Annotated in this window: 15 protein-coding genes; 3 read left to right on the top strand and 12 right to left on the bottom strand. The window is 48.0% G+C overall.

What is annotated here, in order from left to right; genetic code table 11:
- Positions 1 to 127: 127 nt before the first annotated feature.
- Positions 128 to 856, bottom strand: coding sequence for a hypothetical protein (locus tag JT717_RS18045; RefSeq protein ID WP_205512135.1), 729 nt, complete (start codon positions 854 to 856; stop codon positions 128 to 130).
- Positions 857 to 983: 127 nt separating this feature from the next.
- Between JT717_RS18045 and JT717_RS18040 the strand changes: the two genes are divergently transcribed.
- From JT717_RS18040 to JT717_RS18030, 3 genes are all read left to right on the top strand, one after another.
- Complete coding sequence (locus tag JT717_RS18040) at positions 984 to 1,514, top strand: DinB family protein (RefSeq protein WP_205512133.1); 531 nt, start codon at positions 984 to 986, stop codon at positions 1,512 to 1,514.
- Between the two features lie 245 nt (positions 1,515 to 1,759).
- Positions 1,760 to 2,407 carry a (4Fe-4S)-binding protein gene (locus JT717_RS18035; RefSeq protein ID WP_205512131.1) on the top strand — a complete coding sequence of 216 codons (648 nt, stop codon included), beginning with the start codon at positions 1,760 to 1,762 and terminating at the stop codon, positions 2,405 to 2,407.
- A 479-nt stretch (positions 2,408 to 2,886) separates the two neighbouring features.
- Positions 2,887 to 4,812 (top strand): FG-GAP-like repeat-containing protein, encoded by a 1,926-nt coding sequence (locus JT717_RS18030; protein WP_240348220.1) that lies wholly within the window; start codon positions 2,887 to 2,889, stop codon positions 4,810 to 4,812.
- A 231-nt stretch (positions 4,813 to 5,043) separates the two neighbouring features.
- Here JT717_RS18030 and JT717_RS18025 read toward each other — a convergent pair whose 3' ends face one another.
- The 11 genes from JT717_RS18025 to JT717_RS17975 all read right to left on the bottom strand — a co-directional run bounded on the left by JT717_RS18025 (position 5,044) and on the right by JT717_RS17975 (position 18,982).
- A complete protein-coding gene (locus JT717_RS18025; protein WP_205512130.1) occupies positions 5,044 to 6,531 on the bottom strand; it encodes an FGGY family carbohydrate kinase in 1,488 nt (495 codons plus the stop codon).
- Positions 6,532 to 6,665: 134 nt separating this feature from the next.
- The gene (locus JT717_RS18020; protein WP_205512128.1) at positions 6,666 to 7,643 is read right to left on the bottom strand and encodes an ABC transporter permease; all 978 of its coding nucleotides are present in this window, start codon (positions 7,641 to 7,643) and stop codon (positions 6,666 to 6,668) included.
- The gene (locus tag JT717_RS18015) at positions 7,643 to 9,157 is read right to left on the bottom strand and encodes a sugar ABC transporter ATP-binding protein (protein WP_205512126.1); all 1,515 of its coding nucleotides are present in this window, start codon (positions 9,155 to 9,157) and stop codon (positions 7,643 to 7,645) included. Before JT717_RS18015 ends, JT717_RS18020 begins: the two co-directional genes overlap by 1 nt.
- Positions 9,158 to 9,793 (bottom strand): DUF2291 domain-containing protein, encoded by a 636-nt coding sequence (locus tag JT717_RS18010; protein WP_205512124.1) that lies wholly within the window; start codon positions 9,791 to 9,793, stop codon positions 9,158 to 9,160.
- 3 nt (positions 9,794 to 9,796) lie between these two features.
- On the bottom strand, positions 9,797 to 10,750 hold the full coding sequence (locus JT717_RS18005; protein WP_205512122.1) for a D-ribose ABC transporter substrate-binding protein: 954 nt from the start codon (positions 10,748 to 10,750) through the stop codon (positions 9,797 to 9,799).
- Between the two features lie 174 nt (positions 10,751 to 10,924).
- On the bottom strand, positions 10,925 to 11,887 hold the full coding sequence (locus JT717_RS18000) for a transketolase family protein (protein ID WP_205512120.1): 963 nt from the start codon (positions 11,885 to 11,887) through the stop codon (positions 10,925 to 10,927).
- Between the two features lie 151 nt (positions 11,888 to 12,038).
- Positions 12,039 to 12,869, bottom strand: a complete 831-nt coding sequence (locus JT717_RS17995) for a transketolase (RefSeq protein ID WP_205512118.1) — start codon at positions 12,867 to 12,869, stop codon at positions 12,039 to 12,041.
- Positions 12,870 to 12,971: 102 nt separating this feature from the next.
- Positions 12,972 to 14,384, bottom strand: coding sequence for an L-fucose/L-arabinose isomerase family protein (locus JT717_RS17990; protein WP_205512116.1), 1,413 nt, complete (start codon positions 14,382 to 14,384; stop codon positions 12,972 to 12,974).
- Positions 14,385 to 14,462: 78 nt separating this feature from the next.
- Positions 14,463 to 15,230, bottom strand: coding sequence for a DeoR/GlpR family DNA-binding transcription regulator (locus JT717_RS17985; protein WP_205512114.1), 768 nt, complete (start codon positions 15,228 to 15,230; stop codon positions 14,463 to 14,465).
- A gap of 680 nt (positions 15,231 to 15,910) precedes the next feature.
- Positions 15,911 to 18,295: a glycoside hydrolase family 3 C-terminal domain-containing protein gene (locus JT717_RS17980; protein WP_205512112.1), complete on the bottom strand. Its 2,385-nt coding sequence runs from the start codon at positions 18,293 to 18,295 to the stop codon at positions 15,911 to 15,913.
- 108 nt (positions 18,296 to 18,403) lie between these two features.
- Positions 18,404 to 18,982, bottom strand: coding sequence for a Crp/Fnr family transcriptional regulator (locus JT717_RS17975; RefSeq protein WP_205512110.1), 579 nt, complete (start codon positions 18,980 to 18,982; stop codon positions 18,404 to 18,406).
- Positions 18,983 to 19,057 lie beyond the last annotated feature (75 nt).

Here is a 19,057-nt window from a genome sequence, read left to right as displayed (position 1 = left end):
TAAAATCAGGAATATTGGGTAATAAAATACTCAAATCAGCAGTTTATTTTCGATCAGCCGATCAAAAACAAGGTGGGGTTTTGGAAATAACCGATATTATTAACTAATGTTATGTTACGGTTAATCCTTACTCAAACATGCCGATGGCGATGGCATTCTGCATCATTTTTCCATTCACGAACTTCATCAGCATGAACATAATGATCGTCTTGCCGGTTTGCAGGCGGCCGATATCAAAGGTGATGGTGGTTGCGGTTAAATTCCGGGCATCATCATTCAGCACATCGCCATAATCTTCAAAAGTGTAGTGATAACCTTTCCAGGGCGTTTTAAATGGATTGTTACTATCCTCAGCACCGGATTTATTGCTGAAATCAAGTTCCTTTCCATTATATAGGGGTTCATTCAATACCAGGTTGTAGGTAAGCGAATCCAATGCACTCAGGCGGCCGGTGCCCTTGAAAGTGAGGGAGTTCCTTTTACGTTTGATCACCAGGGTCTCATCACCGGTTTTTACCAGCTCAGGCGTTGGCTTGGCTTCCCCGCCCAGCATATATTCATCAAACTCTTGTTTGGTCAATCCAAATTTCTCATAAAGGATCGTGGAGTCGGTAACGAAGGCCAGTGAATCGCGTACCCAGGCTGCGTTTTTTTGCATGGCCTGTCTTACTTTATTCGAGAGTTCGGTCTGCCGCGGCGTTATGGTGTTTTTAATGCTCATAACGTCTACTTTGTGTTCACCCGTTTTGAGCCAGGATTTGATATCTTCTCCGAATTCGGCTGCTTCGGCAGACTGGCAAAAGCTTTTACCGGCGAATGCCGCCAGGGCCAAAAGAAGGAATGCAATGGTTTTCATAGATAACAGATTAATGTATCAGCCTCCAAGATAATCCAGATTTTTTGAATATAAAAGCCCGCCGCCCTGCTGACATACTGTTGTCACTACCCCTGCTTTTCTTTGTAATACAATTAAAAACAAACTTATGGCTACCAACAACATCGCTACAGCATCAACAACCCCTGTCGCTTATTTAATGAAGAACTATGCGAATTATAACCTCTGGGCAAACAGCGCACTGATCAGCTGGTTAAAAACAAAACCGGCGGCAAGCCTGGAGCAGGAAGTGCCTTCCAGTTTTCCCAGCATCCGGCTTACGCTGCAACACATCTGGCAAACGGAACATTACTGGCTTTCCATTATTAGAAAAGAACCGCAGGAGAGCTTTGATGCGTTTACAGGTACGGTGCAGGATGTATTTAATGCCCTGCTGAAAACATCGGGCGAACTGGCTGCTTATATCAACACCATGACCGATACAATGATCCAGGACCGCACCCTGATCGTGAGCCCCTGGTTTCAGAGCGACTTCCCGAATTTTGAATACATCATGCATGCTGCCAATCACAGCACCTATCACCGCGGACAGGTAATTACCATTGGCCGTAACCTCGGCTTTACCGATGCACCGATGACTGACTATAATTTGTATAATGTGGATGGGAAGGATTTTTAAGGGTTGCCGGTTGCCAGTTGCCGGTTGCCGGTCTACCAGTTACCAATTTCCGGTCTCCGGTTTCCAGTCACCAGTTGCCGCGTAACTGTTCCAGATTTCAGGTTCCAGATTTCAGGGGTTGCATTTTTGTATTTCATGCACTGGCAGCCTGCAGCTCCGTAGCAGCCTTGGTGAGTCTATTTGCCTATTGTTTAAAACAATTGCCTATTGATTACATTTGTTGCTGAAACACGAAAAGCAACCAAATGGAATACAAATTACAAAAGCCGGTGCACGGTACTATTGGCACAGAAAAGTACACTTGTGTTATTGAATGGCGAAATGGACAATTCATAGCTGATGAGCCGGTAAAACAGGGCGGAAAAGACGCTGGTCCCGATCCGTTTACATTATTATTATCTTCCCTGGCCAGCTGTACCCTCATCACGCTGCGCATGTATATCGACAGAAAAGGCTGGAATATTCCCAAGATCAAAGTGAACGCCAACCTGTTCCAGACAAAAGATGGAGACAACCTCACTACCTATATCGACCGCGATATTTCATTTCCTGCGGGGGTAACGCCGGAACAGAAAGACAGGCTGCTGGAAATCGCGCAGCAATGCCCCGTATCAAAACTGCTCGAAGGCAATATCAAAGTGAGAAGTTATGTCTATCATGAAGAAGATGTTGACAAGAAATTGAAATATACCAATGACGAGATAACCGTCGTGTGGAAACCGGAGCTCTGCAAACATTCCGGCCGCTGCGTTACGCAATTACCAAAAGTGTTCAACTTAAAAACAAAACCCTGGGTAACCATGACAGGCGCCGATACCGAAACCATTAAAGCGCAGGTTGATAAATGTCCAACGGGGGCGCTAAGCTGGTACGCACAACCGCCGGTCTCTTAGTTATTCAGTTATTCAGTTATTCAGTTATTCAGTTATTCAGTTATTCAGTTATTCAGTTATTCAGTTATTCAGTTATTCAGTTATTCAGTTATTCAGTTATTCGGCCTCGCGACTGTATTTAACTTAATAACTTAGGAACTAAAGAACTCAGCAACTCAATAACTGAATAACTGATCTCCGCTACGACAAAAAACCTCCCCACCACCAGCCCCCGCAGATTAAATAATGTTTAATTGATTGTTTCCGGAACTTTATTTATCTTAAATAACTAAAGCATTTAGGTTTATTAAACTTAAATTACACGTACTTTGATACAGTAACCCGTGCATGATCCTATTTGCATATAGCCGGCAAACACCAGGTTCGAACCGCCTTTTTAATTCCACCCATCTTATAATTATTGTCAACCAATAATGGTTTATCCTTTTCACTAAACTGAACAATCAAACCAAAAAACGACCAACTAAAACACTGTCAACATGAAAAAAGGAGTTTCAATCTGCCAGCCGGCGGCTTATATCCGCCTGCCCCGGAGAAATGGCGTATCAATTACAGCAAAAACCTGGTTACTATTGTTTGCTTTATGTTTTGCCGCCTGTAAAAAGCATTTCAAAGAAGAGCAGAAAGCCGCACCCGGGGACCAGGCAGGCGCAAGAACCGCCAGTACCGAGACCTATATTTCAGACATGAACCCCATCAAAGTAATGTCGTTCAACGTCAGGAACGACGCTGCAGGCGATCCTTTCTCGCAGGATGTTCGCAAAGATTACTGCCTGCAGATCATCCTCGAGAATAATGTAGATATCGTAGGCCTGCAGGAAATTGCCGTCACCGAAATAGAAGAATGGTTCAATACCCAACTGGCGGCAGCGGGCTATGGATATTATAAAAGCGGCTATTCTAACGGTTCGCCTAAAACGATCTACTACAAAAATGCCCGTTTTACCCGTACCAACGCAGGCTGGTTCACCATGATGACCCCCGATATCCGCACCGGCAAATGGGTGATCCTGCAAGACAAGCTGAATACCGCCAACAGCTATTTTGTGGTGAACAGTCACTGGACCACCCTAAGCTCTGCGGAGCGCCAGCTCGATGCTGATACGGTATTACTGAATATTCAAAATCACAACACGGCCAACCTGCCGGTCATTTGCCTGGGCGACTTTAATGCCAGGCCGGGCACGGCAGAAATGTCGATCATTAAAGATGCCAGTGGTTATAATATGGTAGACGCACTTTTTGAAGCCGATGGCGATCCCACTTTCCATGGCTGGGATGCAGTGGGCGATTCCAAGATCGATTATATCCTGAGCCCCCGCAGCCTCGCCTTCACCACGTCGAGTGTGATCACCAAAAGTTTTACCGTAAACGGACAAACGCTGTGGCCTTCCGATCACTATCCCATCATGGCATCTTTTATTCCTTATATTTTCGGGAGCGGGCATAATGATGTCAATGGCATCAGCGCCAGTGCTGCTACCAAATATAATTTTGCCGATGTTGACGGGGATGGAGATGCTGATAAAATATACTGGAACTATACATTCGACAGCGGCAAACCGCGGGTCTTCCTTTCGAATGGTAATGGAAGCTTTGCGGCCACCGCTGTTACCCATGCAGCCGGCGCATCCACCTCGTCGGCCACCCGCTACTATTATGCCGATATCAATGGTGATGGCAAAGCCGACCAGGTGCGCTGGAACCCTTCCCTGAACGCCGGACATACCCTGGTTTACCTGGCCACATCGGGCGGTAATTTCAGCGCTACAGCTATTGATAATCCTGAAGGTACCAGCGCCGGCGCCACGACCGTTTACCATTTTGCCGACGTGAACGGAGATGGCAAGGCGGATAAGATCTATTGGAATGCCACTTTTGACAATGGCCGCACCCGGGTATACCTGGCCAGTTCCGGCGGCAGCTTCAGCGGTACCGTTGTAAATGGATCCGAAGGCGCCAGCACTACGGTGGGAACGCAGTTCTGGTATGCCGATGTGAACGGCGATGGCAAAGCCGATAAGATCTTATGGCATCCTGATCTTAACTCGGGCAAAACCATGGTGTATCTGTCCGATGGTGATGGCAGCTTTACCGCCAACAGTTCCTTCAGCAATTCTGCCACCAGTGGTTTGAGCAATACCCGTTTCTATTTTGCCGACCTCAACGGGGATGGCCGGGCCGACAAAATATACTGGAACCCCGATAACTATGTTGGTTATTTGAAAGTATACTATTCAGAAGGGGGCGCCTTTAACGGACCAGTGCATACGTTGCGGGGAACATCCCAAAGCGAGAACACATTCTTCTATTTTTCCGATATCAGTGGCGATGGAAAAGCAGATCAGATCCGCTGGAATTATGGAGAGAACTCGGGGCAGTTAAGAAATTATTTCCATAGATAGTGTATTGAAGGAGGAGGCACGAAGTACCAGCAGAGGTGTCAAGCAGGAAATAGGAAGTAAGAGGTTCGAAGTAAGAGGTACGAAGTAAGAGCAAGTTATGTTTTCGTGTAACGATGAACCTTTCTTACTTCTTACCTCTCACTTCATTGATATCGAATAAACAATGTTAATAACCCATAAACTCAGTAGCGAAGGAACCATAAACCACAAACCATAAACCACAAACACCAACTAGCTTCCGATAGCCTTCTTCCAACCCGCATACCACATCTTATGATTGTCAACATCTACAGGTATGAGCGTGTCTTTGACCAGCTTCAGTTCCTGCAATTGATCGAGGCCGGGATATACACCCGCTTTCAATCCGGCCATAAAGGCCGCACCGAGGGCTGATATTTCGGGAAAACCACTGATGGCTACTTTCCGGTTCAACTGATTGGCCAGGAACTGTACCACAAAACGATTACCGGTAATGCCGCCATCTACCATCAATTGATCCAGTAACAGACCGGCATCGGCTTCCATGGCGCCAATCACGTCTTTTATCTGGTAAGGAATAGATTCCAGGGCCGCCCGCACCAGGTGGTTTTTGCTGGTGGCAAAGGTTAAGCCATGAATACTGGCCTTGCGGTTCATTTGCCAGTAAGGAGCGCCCAGGCCGCTAAAGGCAGGGATCAGGTATACGCCCTGGTTATCTGCTACTGCTGTAGCCATGGCTTCGGTTTCCCGGCTGTCATGAAATAATTGCCATTCCTGTTTCAACCATTCAACGGTAGCGCCACAGGTAACGATCACGCCTTCCAGGGCATAACAAACCTGTTGTTCGGTGCTCCAGCAAATGGTGGTCACCATACCCGTAGATGATAATATGGGTTTATCGCCAATATTCATCATCACGGAACAACCGGTTCCCAGGGTTGCTTTGGCAGAACCGGGCGCAAAACAGGTTTGGCCGAAAGCCGCTGCATGTGAATCACCGATCATGCCGGTAATGGCAATCGGCGCTTCCAGCAAACCAAAGAGATCAGTCTCCCCGAAATGATAGGAAGAAGGCACGCAACGTGGCAGCCTAAGCGGGCGCAGTTGAAAGGCCTCCAGGAGTTCCGCATCCCAGTTCAGGGTAGTAATATTGAAAAACAAGGTGCGGGAAGCGTTGGTATAGTCGGTATAATAACTTTGACCATTCGTGAATCTATACAGTAACCAGCTATCGATGGTGCCAAAATAAGCCTCGCCTGTATCAATGGCCCGGCGCACCGCCGGTACCTGCTCATATAACCAGAGCAGTTTGGTGCCGGAGAAATATGGATCGACCAGCAGACCGGTTTTTGTTTTGATAGCCGCCGCAACCGGATCAGCAGCCAGGCGTTCACAAATATCCACCGAACGTTTACATTGCCATACCACCGCATTGTATAATGGCTTACCGCTTTTATCCCACACCACAAATGTTTCGCGCTGGTTCGAAATCCCAATGGCTTTGATAGCCCGTAGATCTCTTTCCTGTCTTTTGAATTCATCGAGGCAATGTCCTACGGAAGCAAGCACATTCTGTACTATGCCTTCGGGATCCTGCTCTACAAATCCATTGGCCCCGTAATTCGTTTGCAAAGGCTCATGACCACGCGCTACCACTTTACCATGTTCATTGAAAATAATTGTTTTGGTACTGCTGGTGCCCTGGTCTATTGCTAATATATATTGTTGCTTATTATTCATGCTGACTCCGTATAAAAAAATTTCGCGATTTCGGGATTTAGAGATTTAGAGATTTTGAGATTTTTAGATTTGTAATAAGGCTTGCACCTAAGTAAATCTAAAAATCTCTAAATCTAAAATCAGCAATTAAATGGCTATTTCTTTTTACCCCCTTTATCAATGATCACGGCTACCAATATCACCGCGCCCTTTACTACCTGTTGCCAGAAGGGAGAAACGTTCAGCAATACCAGGCCGTTGTTCAATACGCCGATGATCACGGCGCCCATCACGGTTCCACCGATACTGCCTTTGCCTCCCGATAAAGAAGTACCGCCGATCACCACGGCGGCAATGGCATCCAGTTCGTAGCCTGTACCGGCATTCGGTTGCGCCGAATCGAGGCGGGAAGTGACCATGATACCCCCTACCGCCGCCAATGCACCGGCTATGCTGTATACAATCAGTTTTACTTTATTGATGCTGATGCCTGATAGTATGGCCGCATTCTCATTGCCGCCGATGGCGTAAATATAGCGGCCGAGGCGGGTTTGTCGCGTAATAAAGATGGCCAGCAATACAACCACTCCGGCGATCCAGACAGGTACCGGAATGCCGAGGAACCAACCCGTACCGATCACCGAAAAGGCCGGACCGAGATTACTGATGGGGTGGCCCTGCGTCCATAACATGGTCAAGCCGCGGGCAATAGTAAGCATGGCCAGGGTGGCTACAAAGGGCGGTACTTTGAATTTCGTGATCACAAATCCATTAAACCAGCCAAGCAGTGCACCGGCAATGATCCCTGCCAGTAAAGCACCCAAAATTGTAAAGCCTATGAACAGATCGGCAGCCGGCACTTTAACGCCGTTCTTTAACAAGCCGGCCGTAATAGCGCCACAGAGCGCCAGCACCGATCCTACCGACAGATCGATACCTGCCGTGAGCACGATCAATGTCATACCCACAGAAATGCATACGTTCACAGCGATCTGCCGCAATACATTCCAGCCATTATCCATGGTAAGGAATTTGTCGCTCAGGATCGCAATGATGGCACAAAGGAAGAGCAGCGCGATCAGCGATTGCAGCCGGGCCAGGTTGATAGTATTATTTTTTTGAATCGCAATCATCAGGCAGTAATATTATGTTGTATGGCATATTTAAGCACATTGCTTTCGGTCGCTTCCCTCACCGGCATATCGGCCGTTAAGCGGCCTTCCGCCATCACCAGCACCCGGTCAGAGGCGGTAAGGATCTCCGGCAATTCGGAGGATACCAGCAGAATGGCCATCCCGGCTTCCGCCAGCTTTTTCATCAGGTTGTAGATCTCGAAGCGTGCGTTGATGTCGATGCCCCTGGTTGGTTCATCGAGCAGCAGGATGCTAGGATTGGTGGCAAGCCACTTGGCCAGCACGATCTTTTGCTGATTGCCACCGCTGAGGTTACCCGCTATATTGTTCTCCGAATGGGTTTTGATGCCCAGCCGTTGAATATAATCTTTCGACAACCGGGTCTCTTTTTTATTATGTAGCACGATGCCCCATTTTTCCAGTTGGTTCAATACGGTGATGCTGATATTGGTCTTAATTTTCTGATCGAGCATGAGGCCATGGGCTTTGCGGTCTTCGGGCACCAGGGCTATGCCCTGTCGAATGGCCTGGATGGGTGATTGTAGCTGCACCGCCTTTTCATTAATGAAGATTTTACCCGTCGCTCTTTTCGGATGAAGGCCGAACAGGGTTTCCATCAATTCCGTTCTGCCGGCGCCCATCAGTCCGTAAAGACCTACGATCTCGCCTTTATGTAAGGTGAAAGAAATATCAGTCAGCACATGGGCGCCGTGGCGCGAAGCACTTTTCAGATGGATGTTTTCTACCCGCAGCACCGGTTCAGTAAATGTTTGCACGGTAGTGCTTGTTGGTCCATTCACCGCACGACCGGTCATTTTACGGATCAACGCATCCTGCGTCATTTCCGCCATTAAGCCGCTTTCCACCGAACAACCATCACGCATGACCACAAAGCGGTCGGCAATGGTGAACAGCTCTTTTAACTTATGGGAAATATAAACGATGGTCTTGCCTTCATTCCTGAGCTCGTTAATGATCATAAAGAGGTTATCTACTTCTTTATCACTGATCGCCGAAGTAGGTTCATCCATAATGATCACACTGGCATTCGTGTACAATGCTTTCGCAATTTCCACCAGTTGCTGCTGCCCTACTTTCAGGTCAGCTACCAGGGTACCGGGGTCTGCGTTGAGTTTTACTTTTTCGAGCAGCTTTTTGCTTTGCCGCGCCATTTCCTTTTTATCGAGCATGCCGAAGGATGTGCACAGTTCGCGGCCCAGGAAAATATTCTCGGCGATGCTTAACCCGGGCACCAGGTTCAACTCCTGGTGAATGATCACAATGCCTTTGGCCTCTGCATCTTTTGTACCCGTAAGCCGCAAGGTTTCATTGTTATAAATGATCTCCCCTTCGTAATCAATATACACACCTGACAACACTTTCATAAGCGTTGATTTACCGGCGCCGTTCTCCCCGATAATGGCATTCACCTTACCGGGATGCAGTTCCAGGTTCACATTGTTCAGGGCCACCACCCCGGCAAATTTTTTCGTTATGTTACGGGCAAGCAACATCTATTGTTGAATGATTTTACATTGAACAGGTATAATTTCCAGTTCGTTCAGCGAATAATGCGCCTGGTTCAGCTCTATGGCGCCGGTGCAGCTGATGCTATCGGCTTTTTTCACCTGCGCTTTAAAGGCGGGCAACACCCTTTTTCTAACCAGCTTGTTCACTTCTTCAGATACATTGTTCAGATCTGTGGTGTTCACAAAATCGTTGATATCTACCAGGCGGGCTGCATCCCTGATGGCATTGCCGTATACATATTCAGTTGTGATCGTAAGCGTCAGGGGATCGGTTGCATTGCCGGCCAGTATGGTAACATCGTCTTCATTTACCGACAGCACTTTACCGTTTACTTTCACCAGGCCATAGCGGATATTGCCAATGCTGATGGAATTGAACCAGTTCTGAAAGGCAAAGGCGGGGTTTGTTTTTATCGTTGATTGCAACACGTCAAGGGCGACAGCACTGTCGAGGCGGGCCGGTAATTGGGTAACCCAGCGTTTTTCCGCAAAAGAAGCGGCATCGAAAGCGGCAGCTTCTTTTGTTTGTACTTCGCTCAGTTTTTTTATGTAGACTGAATTATAGGCAAGCAATCCCACAATCAGCACCAGCAATAGATATTTTACTATTTTCCTGGCCATAGTTTATTTTTTTCCGTAGGCGATGTAATCGTTAATATTTTTTTGGGTCACCAGTTCTACTGCCACCGGGATCTTCTGCGGGAAATTCCTTCTGCCTTTAATATATTCATCGGCAAACTTTGCAGCGGTCTCCGCCATTACTTTGGGAAACTGCATACCGGTTCCGGCCACCTTATTCTCCTTAATGGCGGTGATCACATCTTCGGCGCCATCGAAACCAAAAACTTTTACTTTCGATGCTTTTCCTGCTGCTACCAGCGCCTGGTAAGCGCCCATGGCCATACCGTCATTGCCGCAAAAAACGGCATCGATATCCGGATGCGCCTGCAGGATACTTTCCATCACTTCCATGGCCTTATTGCGATCAAAATCGGCGCTTTGCTGGGCCACCATTTTCAAACCGGGATAATTATCAGTAACGCTATGAAATCCTTTAGAACGGGCCCAGGTATTGTTATCGCCGACCAGTCCGAGCAATTCAACATAATTGCCCTGCTTTTTCAAGGTCCGGGTAAAGTGCATGCCAATGGCTACTGCTCCGGAATAACTGTCGGACAAAATTTGTGAAGTAGCGGCATTGGTGGCATTGATCTCGCGGTCCATACAAAAGACCGGGATGCCCGCCTGTTTGGCTTTAAGTACATTGGCAACAGAGCCATTGGCGTCGGTAGAGTTAAAGAGGATGGCGTCAAAACCGGCGACTATGATATTTTCAAAGTGATCGCCTTCGGTTGCCGTATTATTTTGCGAGTCGAAGATCTTGGCGTCGTAGCCCAAGGCCGTAGCACGGGCGGCAGCTGTTTCGGCCAGGAAAACGAACCAGGGGTTGTTAAGGGTTGATACCACCACAGCCATCTTCTTTTTTCCGGATGCTGCCTTTTTTTGCCTGCATCCGGTTATGACCACCAGCAGGCTTAACAATACTATTTTTACATATACTGGCAAGAGTCGTTTCATCGGCGTAAAAATTATTTTTTTCTGGCTTGGCCAACCGGTAAGGTTTGACCGGCAATCGGGCGGGCCGGCAGGCAAAGCAGCCCTGGCAGGTCCGCGCCCTTCGCATGACCTGCCAGGTTCGGTCGGACGTTCCGATTATGCACGATCCGATGTCGAACCTTACAGGTCATTGTGCTATATCAACAAACTCTTCACTACCTCCGCAATTCCATCTTTGGTAATATGATAATGATTGAAAATATCCTGTTGCGAACCGGTAACCGTATACTCATCGGGAATGCCCATAATGCGGAAGGGTTTATGCAAGCCATGCTGCATCAGGTAAGAAGCACAGGCTTCGCCCAGGCCGCCATATACGCTATGTTCTTCAACGGTTACAATGGCTTTGCAGGCAACCGCCAGTTTCGCCAGCAGTTCTGTATCCAGCGGTTTGATGGTATGCATGCTCACTACAGTAACATGTATGCCCTGCTCAGCCAGCAATTTTGCCGCCTGCAGCGCAGGATACACGGTTTCGCCACAGGCGATCAGCGCCGCATCATTGCCTTCGGTGATCACACGGCCTTTACCGAATACAAACGCATCATTGTTCTCTTCCTTCAGGTTATTCATTACCTTTTTGCCAAAACGCAGGTATACCGGACTGTTGGTCTTTGCCGCCAGCGCGGTTGCCTGGGCAGTTTCAAAATTATCGGCGGGTACTACTACTGTAATATTATTAATGGCCCTGAGTGCTGCAAAGTCGTGCAGGCTATGATGGGTAGAACCCAGGGCGCCATAACTTACGCCGGCGCTGATGCCGACTACGGTGACGGGATTGTCGCTATAGGCCACATCATTCTTGATCTGCTCCAGCGCCCTTGCCGTTAAAAAACAGGCGGGCGATACGGCAAATACTTTTTTACCGGCAGCAGCGAGCCCGGCCGCTACTCCTACCAGGTTTTGTTCGGCAATGCCCACTTCAACGATCTGCTCAGGAAATTTCTTACCAAAGGGAACCAGTTTGCCCGAGCCGCGGGAGTCACTGGTCACGGCAATGATATCCCGGTCGGTGGCTGCCAGTTGCTGCAACACTTCTGAAAAGATTTCCTGGTTGGGTTTATATCCGTTCGGATCTGTATTTTCTATATGCGCCATTCTTTCTGGTTACAGGTTACATGTTACAGGTTACACGGCCCGTTACAACGAGCTTTTGTTTTATTGAGAAGCTGTTACCGGTCACCGGGTTCCGGTTGCCGGGAACATACAGCTTTCAGGTTGCACGGTAAAAGTGACCGGCCTGCTTCTTTTACACAGCTGCTTTTTGCATACTATTATCCAGTTCACTTATCGCCAAAGCATATTCTTCCGTACTTGGCACGCCATGATGCCACTTGAGATTGTTCTCCATAAAGCTCACGCCTTTGCCTTTCACGGTATGGGCAATGATCAGGCTGGGTTTGCCTGGTTCAAAAGGCAGGCTGTCGAATGCTTCTTTCAGCGCCTGTATGTCGTGGCCGTCCACTTCTTTGACCGCCCAGCCAAAAGCTTTCCATTTTTCGTCGAGCGGATCGGTATTGCACACTTCCGCGGTAGGCGCCGTGATCTGCAGGCTGTTTTTATCAACGATCGCGCAAAGGTTATCGAGCTTGTAATGGGCGGCGGTCAATGCGGCTTCCCAGTTAGAGCCTTCGGGCAATTCACCATCACCCATGAGGGTATATACCTTGTAATCTTTTTTATCGAGCTTCGCCGCAATGGCATTGCCAACGGCAATGGGTAAGCCATGTCCCAATGCACCGGTGTTCTGCTCAACGCCTTTTACTTTCCGGGTGGGGTGGCCAATATAGTGCGACTTGTATTTACACAGTGTCTCCAGGTGTTCTTCAGGGAAAAACCCTTTATCGGCCAGCACTACGAACAGGGCCTCTACACAATGGCCCTTGCTTTGAATATACCTGTCGCGGTCGGGCGACGTGAAGTTTTGTGGTGATACGTTCAGCACCTGGTTGTACAAGACGTTCAGGATATCGATACAGGAGAGGCTGCCGCCGGTATGTCCGGCATTGGCACCCACGATATACTTCAGGATCTTTTTCCGATACCCGACCGATTTTTTCTCAAGCTCTTTAATATTCACAGCTTATAGTTTATTGTTTGTCGTTCTGCTTGCCCTGATCCGGGCAGTCTCATGAATGATAGCCATCGCGAATGCGGGGCCTGTTCACAATTGATCATTCACTTAAACGTGTTGATATACCTTCCAGCCTAGGTAATTATCAAAAGCTTCCATAAGAATACCGGCCGTTTTACTGGCGTTCATCACCACATGGTGCTCGAAGCCATTGCGGCATACATACTGCATCAGGCCCTGCAGGTTGTTGATCTGCGCAACGGCCCGGTTACCAAAGGTGTTCAGGGCATCGTTGGTCAGCTCACCTTCGCCTACATACGCTTTTATAATGCCGAGGCTGTCATCGGTGCTTATGCGGCCATAGGTAAGCGGAGAAGCGGGGGTACGGCCTTCCAACGCACCATAGGTATTTTCAACCCCTACGGTTGTTCCCAGTATCGGCGCGGTGCTGATCTGAATATCGGGTAAAAATGATTTGGCCCAGTTACCACAATGGAACAATACGCATTTGGTATCATCATTGGCATAGTTGTTATTCCAGTCAACCAGGGCGCTGGGTGTGCCCGATGCCAGTTGCATGGCATACATGCTCAGGGTTCCGGTTACGTCTACCTCGCAGGCGCTGGGCAGCATGTTCTCACTCATCATGCTCATATTGGTGCACACATTGCAACCGTAGTTCTGTTGCAGGGAGGTCCAGCATTGAATGGCCGTAGCGTCGAGCGCATTTTCCGCCATGAAATCGGCCAACACCACATCGAGTTTCGCGATCTGGATCAGCTTTTCATTAGGCGTTTTACCGGTAGCCGTATACGCTTTAATACCTTCCAGCTTTTCTTTTACACGGGCATGGTCGGCCGTAAGTTTGTTGGCATTGCCCAGGATCTCAGACAGATCGACCGTAGTCACGGAGATGCCATTGCGTTGCAGGATCTTTTCACTGTAACGAACGGTATTGAATGCGCCGGGACGCGCACCTACCGCACCGATGCGCACATTGCGCATGCCTTTAACCACGCGGCAAACGGCGATGAAATTTTTCAGATCGGTGATGAATGATTCATCGTTCGGACTTACCACATGTTTTGTCGTAAGCGAATATTTAATACCATATTGATACAGGTTGTTGCAAACAGAGATCTTACCGCACCAGGCATCCCTTCTGTTCACTACATCCATTTTATTCAGGTCATCGGGGTATCCCTGCACCAATACAGGCACATTCAGATTGGCCAGTTTGATGGTTTCGGCAACGCCTTTTTCGTCACCAAAATTGGGCAACACCACCAGGATCCCCTGTATCACATCAGCATGTTTTTTAAACAGGTCGGCACAACGCTGCGCTTCTTTAAAGGTTTCAACGCCCCCAAGTTTGGTATCGGCATCGGTGAGTAAGATGGGCGTGATATTCAGTTTCTCAAAGAGCGCAACAATTTCGGTGCGAGCTTCGGCCACTAATTTATCGGGGAAGAAATCCCTGTTCCCGATGATAACACCGAGCGTTGTTTTAGCATTTTTCATCTTAATAAAAACTTGTTTCCGTTATGTGGTTTGTTCAAAAGTGTGGCATAGCTTCGAGGTGTGCCATACTTACTTGTTTTATGTAGCAATGATGAGTTCAATTTCCTGCTCTTCGAATAATTTCCTGTCTTTATCGGTTATGCCGTCGTCGGTGATAATATAATTGATCAATGACAGGGCGCCCAGGCTGGCAAAAGCGTTCTTTCCTATTTTGGAAGAATCGGCTACCAGGTAAGTCGTTTCTGCCGCTTCTATCATGGCTTTCTTCACAACGATATCGCTCAGGCTGGGATAGGTCAATCCCGATTTTAAGGAAATACCGGCTGTAGCCAGAAAGAGCTTCGATACATTGATGCCTTTAAAGAAGTCGGCCGCTTTCTGACCGGTCAATGATAAGGTTGGCGGTTTAAATTCACCGCCGGTCATTACCACTTCAATGCCCGGTTCGGTGCCCAGCATCATGGCAATGTTCAACGCGTTAGTGATCACCGTGAGGTTCCTGAAACCTTTTAATTTTTTGGCGATCTCCGTTACGGTAGAACCCGAATCGAGAATGATGGTATCACCGCTTTCAATGAACTCGAGGCATTTGCTGGCGATCTTTTCTTTCTTCGCCGTATTATCTTCCTGGTGGGCCACATAAAAACCTTTCACCTGGTCCTCGATGTTTTTGAGGTAGGCGCCGCCATGTTCACGGATCACCATTTCTTCTTTTTCCAGTTTTTCCAGGTCCTGCCGGATGGTCACTTCCGTCACTTTAAAGATCCTCGCCAGGTCACCCACTTTTGCCGAACCATCCTCGCGGAGCAATTCCAGTATTTTTTCCCGCCTTTGATTAGGTAACATACAGTTTGTTTGTGGCGCGAATTTATAATTTTATGGTCCGCGCCTTGGCGAATCTAATAGCGAAGCGTGGATCCGAAAAGAAATATTTTCGAACAGCCCCTGCAAAACCGGGTATGACCAAAAATAAGCAAACAATCGAAAACAATAAAAAATAAACAAAAGTAAAAGAGAAAGAATTTTTGCGGTTCACAAACGATGCCTCTTGAAAATAATAAACATATCACATTGATTAACAGCCATATGCTATAAAGGGGTACTGTTTACCATTTACGTTTCTGCCCAAAAAAGAAAATGATCGTAAAAGCAAGAGAGGCAGTCCTCCATGAGACCTTGAGGAAACTCGTTTCCTCCTCTTTGCTTCCTCGGGCCCCGAGCAGCCAAAGGAGGCATTGTGGAGAACCCGAGGTAGCAATGAGGAGAAATGCATGTTTGGGTGCCAAAGATCCCCGGGCCGTCACATCTGAAATCTGATTTCCGAAGAAAACCAAAGGTCCCACCATTTTAAGGAGCCTGTAACATCCCTTTCCGAACAGCGTCACATTTTGAGCATGCAGGGCGATGGCAGTCGTAGATTTGTTAAGCATTGCTACAGATCTTTGACAGCCAGTCTCATAAAAAAAGCCACTCCGGCTGGCGGAATGGCCCTTTTAAATCAGACACTAACAATTGAAGGATGAGCACTATCTTATAAAAAAAGAGCCGCTTTGCCGGATATCTTCCGACGAAGCGCCGATCATCACGAGAAATTCGCCCGGCTCCAACACAAACTTCATATCACGATTATACAATTTCAACTCATCACGGGGAATGTTAAAAGAAAGGGTTTTGGTTTCACCGGCATTGAGATGCACGCGTTCAAAACCTTTCAGCAGCTTCTCATAGGTGGTCACAGAACTCAACACATCGCGGATATACAATTGCACCACTTCATCACCGGCCAGTTTGCCCGTATTCGTAAGATTTACAGTTACAGCAACAGGATCTTTCGCGGTTTTGCCGGCGTCTATTTTCAGGTTGCTGTAATGAAAGCTCGTATAACTTAAACCATAGCCAAAGGGATACAGCAGGCCCTTGATCTTTGCATCCTCGCCGTCATCACTTTGCGCATTGGGTTTGGAGGGAAAATTCAATGGTAATTGTCCTACCGACCGGGGAAAGGTCAGCGTCAGTTTACCACCCGGATTGTAATCGCCGAACAATACATCGGCAACGGCAATTCCGCCTTTTACGCCGGGGTAACCGGCATAGATGATGCCGTCGATATTTTTATCGATCCAGTTAATGGTCATGGGTTGGGCGCCGATCAATACCACTACCACCGGTTTGCCGGTTGCTTTAATAGCTTTGATCAGTTCTAATTGATGACCGGGCAGGTCGAGGCTGGTACGGCTTTTATTTTCCCCGGCCGTTTTGGTATTGCCGCCTAAAATAACGATCGCCACTTGCGCCTGTTTGGCTATTTGCACCGCTGAGTCGAGCTTTGCCTGCTCGCCGGCATCCATCGGTTCGGGCAGCACCTCGCTTTCGGGCCAGCGTTTATCCACCAGCTCAGCCCCTTTGGCATATAGCACTTTATCTGCGCCCAGCTTTGCCTGTATACCTTCCAGCAGGTTTACGCTTTTCGATTGCAGCGGCCCGTAATGCGTATGGGCATAATCGTCGTCAGTAGCATTGGGACCGATCACGGCCACTTTTTCGAATCCCTTCGACAAAGGCAGGATATTGTTCTTATTTTTCAGCAGCACGATGCTTTCACGGGATGCCTGTAATGCGATCTGCTGGCCGGCTTCACTATTCACGATCTTCCGGCTTGCTGCCGCACTTTCAATATAAGGGTGATCGAACAAGCCGAGGCGGAACTTCACACGTAATACATCAGCCACCCGGCGATTGATGGTATCCATGGGAATGCGCTTTTCTTTTACCAGCTCACGCAGGTAAATGATAATGCTATCGGGTGGCCGGAAAGTAGTGCGCACATTCATACCGGCCATGAATGCCTGGTAGACGGCTTCCTTTAAATTGGCGGCCACATGGTGTTTGCTGCTCAGGTATTCGAGGGCATCGCTGTCGCTGACCACATAACCCGTAAAACCCATTTCAATGCGCAGGCGCCGGATCAGCCAGTAATTGCTGCCGGAAACCGGAATGCCATCATAATCATTGTAAGAGCTCATTACGCCCATGATGCCCGCTTCTTTGATCACTTTTTTGAAAGGATACAGCAGGATGTTCTCCACTTCGCGCGGGGATACCTGCGGGTCAGTGCGGGCCTGTCCTTCCCGCGCCCCTTTATTGGCACTGTACACCGCAAAATGTTTCGCGGTAGCTGCTGCCTGGCCCTTATGCTGAATACCCTTTGCCAGCGCTACGCCCATGCAGGCTACCAGGTAGGGGTCTTCGCCAAAGGTCTCTTCGAGCCGGCCCCAGCGCTGGTCGCGCGCCACATCGAGAATGGGCGCATACACGTTCGTGTAACCCAGTGCCCGCGCTTCGCGGCCGGTAATGATACCTTCCTGGTATACCAGTTCCTTGTTCCAGGTCATGCCCATGTTCAGCGCCGTGGGAAAACCGGTAGCTTCGTAGGCTTCAACACCGCGGATACCTTCGTCGGTAAAATCAACCGGGATGCCGAGGCGGGTTTGTTCAATAAAGAAACGCTGCGTCTCGTTCATGCCCCACACATGCTTTTCCATATCCGCTACAAGATCCGTCGTCAATACGGGTTTGTTAAAGCCGGTAAAACCATTGAGGTGCTCGTCGATATTGGCGATACCATCTTTCCAGATAGCGTTTTTCCAGGCAGCGGTTGGCAATGAATCTTTCAATACCCGGCGCCAGCCATACAAGGTGGCCATCTGGCAGGTCTTTTCTTCCAGCGTCATTTGCGACAGGAGGTCGGCGGTGCGGGCATCTACCGGTTTGGTCGGATCTTCATAAATATCTTTCTTTCCATTCTTGTTCAGGTCGATCCATCCATCCTTGTAAATAGAAGTAAGCGGTTTGAAGGATACAATACTGATCAGGGCCATCCAGGCAAAAAGCCGGTAAACTTTTCTTTTCATAATAGCTGTGTAGCCAACAAATATAAACACAGCCGGCTTGCGGCTACAAAAGCGATTACGCTAACGTTTGCGTAATAGCCGAATCAGGCAGCAGCGACACGCTATTGCTCAATCTTCTTTTCCGACTTTTAACTTTTTCAATGCGCGGTTTAAACTTCTGATGGTGATGCCCAAATAAGCGGCCATATCTTCTTTGGAAATCTGCAGGCCCTGGGCTTTTTGCAGTTCTAACAATTTTTCCAAAGTATGTTCTACCGTATTCAATAACTGGAAGGAAGCCCGGCTGGAAGTGTTTACGATCCGCTCTGCAAAAGTTTCCAGTAATAATTTATTGAACGAAACTTCTTTTTCGAGCAGCGATTTGAAAAAGGGAATGGCAATGGCATAAACCTGCACGGTGGTCAACGCTTCTATATTGCATAAACAGGGAATACTTTTAATGACCTCGATCTCACCCAGGATCTCGCCTTTACCCAGGAACTCCACGATAAACCCTTTATCATTCGCTTCGTTGAAAAAACATTTGGTGATCCCTTCTTTTATTAAATACACTTTGGGCGCTGTTCCACCTTGCTGCAATAATAACTGCCCTTTAGCAAACTCCCTGATAAGGATCTCCTCCTTACGCTGCTGCGAATGATACAACTGTTCTATATAATGTAAAAAAGCATGATTGGTGCGCAGCATACGGGTGGCGGGACAAATGTCCTTTTTACAAAGGTTTAAACGACTGAATTTTACAACCTGAAAATTACAAAAACT

This window comes from Longitalea arenae, from assembly GCF_016924755.1.
Classification (GTDB): Bacteria; Bacteroidota; Bacteroidia; order Chitinophagales; family Chitinophagaceae; genus Niastella; species Niastella arenae.
This window is presented reverse-complemented; position numbering and strand designations above follow the sequence as displayed.

What these genes read in the sequence shown, in the direction of transcription:
- JT717_RS18010 (WP_205512124.1), bottom strand. Translation starts at nt 9,793, where the DNA reads ATGGCCAGGAAAATAGTAAAATATCTATTGCTGGTGCTGATTGTGGGA.
- JT717_RS18000 (WP_205512120.1), bottom strand. Translation starts at nt 11,887, where the DNA reads ATGGCGCATATAGAAAATACAGATCCGAACGGATATAAACCCAACCAG.
- JT717_RS18035 (WP_205512131.1), top strand. Translation starts at nt 1,760, where the DNA reads ATGGAATACAAATTACAAAAGCCGGTGCACGGTACTATTGGCACAGAA.
- JT717_RS18025 (WP_205512130.1), bottom strand. Translation starts at nt 6,531, where the DNA reads ATGAATAATAAGCAACAATATATATTAGCAATAGACCAGGGCACCAGC.
- JT717_RS17990 (WP_205512116.1), bottom strand. Translation starts at nt 14,384, where the DNA reads ATGAAAAATGCTAAAACAACGCTCGGTGTTATCATCGGGAACAGGGAT.
- JT717_RS18040 (WP_205512133.1), top strand. Translation starts at nt 984, where the DNA reads ATGGCTACCAACAACATCGCTACAGCATCAACAACCCCTGTCGCTTAT.
- JT717_RS18020 (WP_205512128.1), bottom strand. Translation starts at nt 7,643, where the DNA reads ATGATTGCGATTCAAAAAAATAATACTATCAACCTGGCCCGGCTGCAA.
- JT717_RS18015 (WP_205512126.1), bottom strand. Translation starts at nt 9,157, where the DNA reads ATGTTGCTTGCCCGTAACATAACGAAAAAATTTGCCGGGGTGGTGGCC.
- JT717_RS18005 (WP_205512122.1), bottom strand. Translation starts at nt 10,750, where the DNA reads ATGAAACGACTCTTGCCAGTATATGTAAAAATAGTATTGTTAAGCCTG.
- JT717_RS17985 (WP_205512114.1), bottom strand. Translation starts at nt 15,230, where the DNA reads ATGTTACCTAATCAAAGGCGGGAAAAAATACTGGAATTGCTCCGCGAG.
- JT717_RS18045 (WP_205512135.1), bottom strand. Translation starts at nt 856, where the DNA reads ATGAAAACCATTGCATTCCTTCTTTTGGCCCTGGCGGCATTCGCCGGT.
- JT717_RS17980 (WP_205512112.1), bottom strand. Translation starts at nt 18,295, where the DNA reads ATGAAAAGAAAAGTTTACCGGCTTTTTGCCTGGATGGCCCTGATCAGT.
- JT717_RS18030 (WP_240348220.1), top strand. Translation starts at nt 2,887, where the DNA reads ATGAAAAAAGGAGTTTCAATCTGCCAGCCGGCGGCTTATATCCGCCTG.
- JT717_RS17975 (WP_205512110.1), bottom strand. Translation starts at nt 18,982, where the DNA reads ATGCTGCGCACCAATCATGCTTTTTTACATTATATAGAACAGTTGTAT.